Genomic DNA, 6,105 nt, shown 5'->3' with positions numbered 1-6,105 from the left:
AGTTACTGGATCGCGTGATCGCGGGAGTGAAGTTCGTCGATGGTGTCGAACTCAACCCCAAGGCAATAGCAGCGTAAACACATTTACCCTTGGGATGCCCTCCACCCCCCGCCATCCACAACTTTTGGAAATTTCTCGTCACTGCCTTCATTGACCTCAAACCCAAAATCCAGCAGGAACTTCTTCATGGCGTCGTAATTCGATGTGGGGAATGCCAAGATGTTCGCAGGATGTGCCATGAGCGTGGTGACACCTAACAATTTATGTGGAGGGAAAGATTTCCTAGGTATCCGGTATCGGCTGGGTAACAAGGCAAGCGATTTCCACGAGTTTCTCGTATCACGAGGGCAACTTAGGACGGTGACCGGGGAGGGTCAATCCCCAAAATTGTTGGAACAGATTCCTGGGGATTTCCGGCGTTAAAACAATCGCGCGGCGGTGTCCAATCGGCGCGGTACGCGGAAGGATGCTCTACACAAGCGCGCGATGCCACAGGCCAGCCGAGCAATTTCCGTCGGCACAAGGATCGATTTCAAACTTTGGAAACCGTTAAACATTCGGTTTTAGCAGGAGCACCTCGGTTCGTTTTAACCAGCCGATCCGCTGCCGAACGTCACTGACTTGCAACCAGTCGTTCTTGTGATCGAGGACGCTGAGTTCCATACCGTCCTGCACCGAGTAGGCGCTTTGTGATTCGTCGAGCGGCCCGTTGCGCACGATCGCATCACGAGCGATGACAATCGCCGCCTGAGTCGAGTAACGGTCATTTAACGTGGCTGCCAGACAAACGGCCAACAACGCGCTGGTCACGCCGAAAAACTTGATGTAGCCATGCAAGGTTTGTCTGAGCTTTAACCGCCACTGCGTCAGCGCCAGCAACAGAAACCAAATCCACACGGTCACCGTCGTCAACATCGTCCATTCGTTCAAAGAAAGTCTGGCCAGCCAATGTTCCCACCATCGACCGGGAGCACTGTCGCTGCCGTTTACTTTTTTGCGCACGAACTGGAGATTGAAGCGCACGCTGGGATCGCGCGGCGCGATCCGCTCGGCCTGGCGATACGCGGCGACGGCCCGCCCGTTCTGGCCGGCCTTGTAGCAAGCGTTGCCAAGATTGAAATAAAGCGTGTCGGAAACATGCCCGCTCTCAATGAGTTTTTCATAGGCAGTGGCTGCCTCCGCGTATTTGCCTTCTTCGTATAGCTTGTTGGCGGCATCGAACGCCGTTGTCAGATCGGAAGCATGCCCGCTGTTGGTGTGCAACAATCCGAGTACCGCCGCGCAAACGAGAAAGAACGTCAACAGTTTCATTGCTTCAAAGATTGCAACTCGCGAAGAATGGATTCCACGCGCGGGACGAGCGAGGCGAGTTCGCGGCTGGTTTTCTGCGGCGCGTAGCGCGCCTGATTGCACGTCTGAAACAGTTCGTGTAACTCGGTCAGGGTTTGTTCCGGCACGGTGCGACCGCGCAATCGTTCGTCGATGACGGCCTCGGTAATGGCGGAAGCCGGCAGATCGAGCCGTTCGCCGAGCTGTTCCTGCAACAGCCGAAAGAGCGTGGCGAAAAAATCCTCTGATTGCTGCGCGTTGGCCTGGTTGTGCAACTCCTGCAACCCTGTTTGAATTCGCCGGGCCACCTCGCGTTGACGACGTAGTTTCGGGTTGTTGGCCAGCGCTTCGTTGCGTTTGCGCATCACCAGCAATGAAAGCCACACCAGCACAGGCACACTCTGCAACGTCAGAAACCAGGTTTGTTGCACCAGCGGCGCACTCACCAAACCGAGTGTGTCCATCCGTGCTTTGATGTGCACAATGTCGCTCGTCGGCGGAGACGCGGCCGGCGCGGCGCTGGCCAGGATGGATGGCTGCGCCGAAGTTGAAGCGGCGTAGCCGACGATCAACGGAATGCCGGCGTTCGTGAGGGTGCGGTAACTTTTCCGGTTCGGATCGAAAAAACTGAATTCCAGCGGCGGGAGGAATTTGATTTCGTGGTTCTGGGGAATGAGCACCTGTTCAAAGGTTTTCACGCCGGACAAACCGAGCGGGTCGCGATTGGTCACCGTGCTGGTCGGAGGATAAATTTTGAATTCGCGCCATTGCGGCTGATCCGGGAGCGAGAGCGCATCCATGGCACCGCGTCCGGTGATTTGCACCTTGAGCGTGATGGGGTCGCCCACGGCGACGTTCGTCGGGCCGGCGGAGACCGAGAGCGCGAACTCACCCACGGCGCCATTAAAATTATCCGGAACTTTTTCCGTGGGCAATGGCAACACGCGCATCGTCTGCGGTTCGCTCACCAACGTCGTCGGATACGCTTGCATGTTGTTGCCAAAAAAGCCGAAGAGATCGCGCTGGCGTTGATTGTTCATCGGCACCAACACGGTCAAACTGCATTCCACCGGCCCGAGGGTGAGCGTGCCGGCTTTGGCGGCGGTGGCCGACATTTTGAATACGACCAGGTTGTAAATAAAGTTGCCAACCTGGGTTCGGGTTTGGGTGGGTTCGGTCGATTTGCCCAGCGAAAATCCTTCCGCGTGCAATTGCGGCATCCGCACATTCTGCACGTTCTGATAATAAAGCTGGATTTCGACCGGGAACGGTTCGCCCAAATAAACCTCGTTCTTGGGCACGACCAATCGCACGAAGGCCAGATTGGTCAATGTGGCGTCGGGATTCGCGGGCGCCTCGTTCTTAAGAACACGCAGGGTGAGCGGCTGACTCGTCAGTATTTTGCCGTCCACTTCGATTCGCAGCGCAGGGATCGTGATATTTCCCGGCTGGGTCGGCGTCAGCGAGAAGTTGAAGGACCGCGAGGCGGTCGTCTGCCCGTTGGCAATGGTGTATTGGCTGGATTCTCCGACCGACGTCACGTTCAGGTTGGGCAGGGGCGGCAGGTTGGGAGCGGCTTTGGGTGAACCTTCCTCAAAATTCAGCGACAGCGTCACGCTTTCGCCCACGCGCGTCGTGTCTCGATCCAGCGTGGCCGTGAACTTGGCGGCATGCACGGCGACGGGTGTAAAAAGCAGAATCAACATCGCCAAAGCGGGCAGCCTCTGCCGCTTGGAGTGCTTCGGAAAAAGACCATCAACTTTGGTGAACAACAAAAACTTAAACATCGTTATCTATCTTACAATTTTTGCCTGTGGATATCCGGGAGTGCAAGCCAGTAACCACGCGCCAGCAGCCATCCGCCAATCGCTATATTGACAAGCCCGGTAGTGGTTTGTTCGCGCGAAAATCAATTGAATGGCCCCGCAAACAGGCTTTACGCTGCTTGTCATGCCAGCAGAAGATTTATTCGAGGCGTTCAGAAGCCGGATTGCCACGTCAGAACCGGCGGACTTGGAGCCGGGGCCGCGCGCGGGTGTGTTGTCGCAACTCGAGTTGAACAGAATCGTGGAGGATTTTCTGAGTGAATCAAAATTGCCATTAGCCAATGGCGATTTGGTCCGCAGTCTGGTGCTGCTGTGGCACGATCATCTGGACGCCGCGCATGTGATTGCGCAGAACATCGAGAACGCGGACGGCAGTTTCGTGCACGGGATTTTGCATCGCCGCGAACCGGATTATGGCAATGCGAAGTATTGGTTTCGTCGCGTTGGCAACCATCGATGCTTCCCGGAAATTGCGCGGAAGGTTGCGGTATTGCCCGGTTTGGATAGCGACGGCGATTTGGCACGAAAGCTTATCCACGACGGTGAGTGGAATTCGGTCGCATTCATTGACGTGTGTGAGAAAGCCGCGGTTCGCGCGGTACCCGACCCTCAACGACGGTTGCTCTGTGAAATCCAACGAATCGAATTCGAGATTCTGCTCGAATGCTTTTGCCGACGCGCGTAGGGCAAATCACTTTGCGAATACCTCCACGGACTTTACCAATCCTTCAATGGTGTGCTGTCTGGCTTCAACGGTGGGCTTGAGTTGCAGCGCGGTGAGGGCCTTGGTGGTTTCCGGACCGATCGAGGCGAGTTTGATTTGCGGAAACTTACCGAGCAATGCCGGCAGATCGAAACGGGCGTGAAAGTTTTCCACGGTGGAACCGCTGGTGAACGTGATCCAGTCCGCGCCGCTCTCCAGCAGTTTGGCTGCCGCACCGTTCACGTCCTCGGTTTCGGGGAACGTCTTGTAGCAGGCGATGTCATCGACGATGGCGCCCAGGGCCTCCAGCGTCTTGGGTAACTCGGCGTTCGCGACTTCCGCGCGCATCAGGAGGATTTTCAGGTTCTCGATGCTTTCGAATTTGGTGAAGGCGTCGGCGATTTTCGCGGCGACGAATTCCTCCGGCATCAAATCCACCTTGAGATGAAACTCACGGAGCCTGGCCGCCGTCGCCGGACCAACCGCGGCGATGCGCACGCCGCCAATGTCGCGCAGGTCCTCGAACGCCTTGAAGAAATGCTCAAAGAATGCAGTGACGCCGTTCGGACTCGTGAACACCAGCAAGTCGTAGGAGTTCAATCCCAGCAGCGCATCCGCGAAATCGGCGTGGTTGGTCGGCGGGCCGATCTTGATGGTCGGGATTTCCAACACATCCGCACCACGTTCCAGCAACTGCCGCGACAACTGGCTCGCCTGTTCGCGGGTCCGAGTCACGACGAACCGCTGGCCGAAAAGCGGTCGCGCCTCGAACCAGTTCAGTTTCGTCCGCAGCTTGACGACGTCGCCAATGACGGTGACGGACGGCGGCTTGAATTGTTTTTCGGCTGCCACGTCGGCAATCGTCGCGAGCGAGCCTTCGATGGATTGTTGATGGCCCGTCGTGCCCCAACGCACCATCGCGACCGGCGTGGTGGCCGCCATTCCGTTGGCGACAAGCAATTCCGCGATGTGCCGGATGCGTTCCGTGCCCATCATTACTATTTTTGTGCCGGGAAATCTGGCGACCTGCGCCCAATCAATATTGCCTTCGTCCTTCGTCGGGTCCTCATGGCCAGTGATAACCGTGAAACCGGAGCAATGCTCGCGGTGCGTGATCGGGATGCCGGCGTAATTGGGCGCGGCCACGAGCGAAGAAATCCCGGGCACCACCTCGAAGAGAATCCTGGCGGCCGCCAGTTCCTCGGCTTCCTCGCCGCCGCGACCGAAGATGTACGGGTCGCCGCCTTTGAGCCGGACGACGCATTTGCCTTCGCGTGCCTTGGCGATGAGCAGCGCGTTCAATTCATCCTGTGGAATAGCGTGATCACGCGAGCGTTTGCCGCCGAAAATGACTTCGGCAGACTTCGGCGCCAGCCGCAGCAACTCTGGATTCACGAGCGCGTCATAAACCACCACGTCCGCGCGTCCGAGCAGCTCCGCGCCGCGCAACGTGAGCAGTCCGGCGTCGCCGGGTCCGGCGCCGACCAGATAAACTATGCCTTTGGATTTCACTGCGCGGTCAGTCTATTCGCAAAACCAATGCCGGGCAATGAAACAACCGAAACCATCGACAGGTTTTGATTTGCGGCCCATCGTCGATTCCGCTAGAGTACATTGATGACAGAGGAGCAGAGGCACAGACTGAAGCGAATCATAAAAGACGGCTTGAGGATTCAGGACCGTTTCGCGGCAGAACCTGTGTTGGCACGGACCGGCAAAGGGTATCTGAAGAGTGAAGGTGTCGCGACCCTGCAGCGTATCAAACGGAATCTGAAGAGGCGTTCCCCGGCACACCCGTAGTCATGTCCCTCTTGGTCAAAACCTGGTTGGCTCCTTTTGACTGGGAATTTGTGACCGAAATCAATCGCGGTTTGTGCAAACAGAAAAATGCCCTGCACAAGCCCACCTCCGATGGACATGAACCGGCCCGTCAACTCTGGGAAAAGAGTCGCCTTACTTCGCAGAAACTAACTGATGCCCTTCAAGTCTGTTTTCAATGTCACCGCTTGGCACCATTCTGCTTTTACAACGGAAACACTTTCGCGGCGATTGCGCGGGATTTTATCACCGACTTGCAGTCCCACCTTTCTCCCGATCAAGCCCACATTCTGCGCAGCATCGCGGGTCACGTAGTGGCGGGCACCGCGACGGACATCGAAGTCAAACAACTCGACAGAATCCTCAGCGACCTCAAGCTTTGAGTCAGATTCTTTTGGCTTCTGCGTCCCGTGCGTGTGGAAGGAGTCT

Annotated in this window: 5 protein-coding genes; 2 read left to right on the top strand and 3 right to left on the bottom strand. The window is 56.9% G+C overall.

Going from position 1 to position 6,105, the window contains the following annotated elements:
* Positions 1-549: 549 nt before the first annotated feature.
* Both HY298_24245 and HY298_24240 read right to left on the bottom strand, forming a co-directional pair.
* Positions 550-1,311 (bottom strand): tetratricopeptide repeat protein, encoded by a 762-nt coding sequence (locus HY298_24245; protein ID MBI3853370.1) that lies wholly within the window; start codon positions 1,309-1,311, stop codon positions 550-552.
* Positions 1,308-3,116, bottom strand: a complete 1,809-nt coding sequence (locus HY298_24240) for a protein BatD (protein MBI3853369.1) — start codon at positions 3,114-3,116, stop codon at positions 1,308-1,310. The genes HY298_24245 and HY298_24240 overlap by 4 nt, the downstream gene beginning before the upstream one ends.
* Before the next feature lie 130 nt (positions 3,117-3,246).
* On the opposite strand from HY298_24240, the gene HY298_24235 reads away from it, so the two are divergent.
* Complete coding sequence (locus HY298_24235) at positions 3,247-3,840, top strand: hypothetical protein (GenBank protein MBI3853368.1); 594 nt, start codon at positions 3,247-3,249, stop codon at positions 3,838-3,840.
* A gap of 6 nt (positions 3,841-3,846) precedes the next feature.
* Here HY298_24235 and cobA read toward each other — a convergent pair whose 3' ends face one another.
* Positions 3,847-5,370, bottom strand: coding sequence for a uroporphyrinogen-III C-methyltransferase (gene cobA / locus HY298_24230; GenBank protein ID MBI3853367.1), 1,524 nt, complete (start codon positions 5,368-5,370; stop codon positions 3,847-3,849).
* A 290-nt stretch (positions 5,371-5,660) separates the two neighbouring features.
* On the opposite strand from cobA, the gene HY298_24225 reads away from it, so the two are divergent.
* Complete coding sequence (locus tag HY298_24225) at positions 5,661-6,059, top strand: hypothetical protein (GenBank protein MBI3853366.1); 399 nt, start codon at positions 5,661-5,663, stop codon at positions 6,057-6,059.
* Positions 6,060-6,105 lie beyond the last annotated feature (46 nt).

It is taken from the genome of Verrucomicrobiota bacterium (genome assembly GCA_016200005.1).
GTDB lineage: Bacteria > Verrucomicrobiota > Verrucomicrobiia > Limisphaerales > PALSA-1396 > PALSA-1396.
The sequence above is the reverse complement of the archived record's forward strand: the minus strand, read 5'-3'. Positions and strand labels throughout refer to the sequence as shown.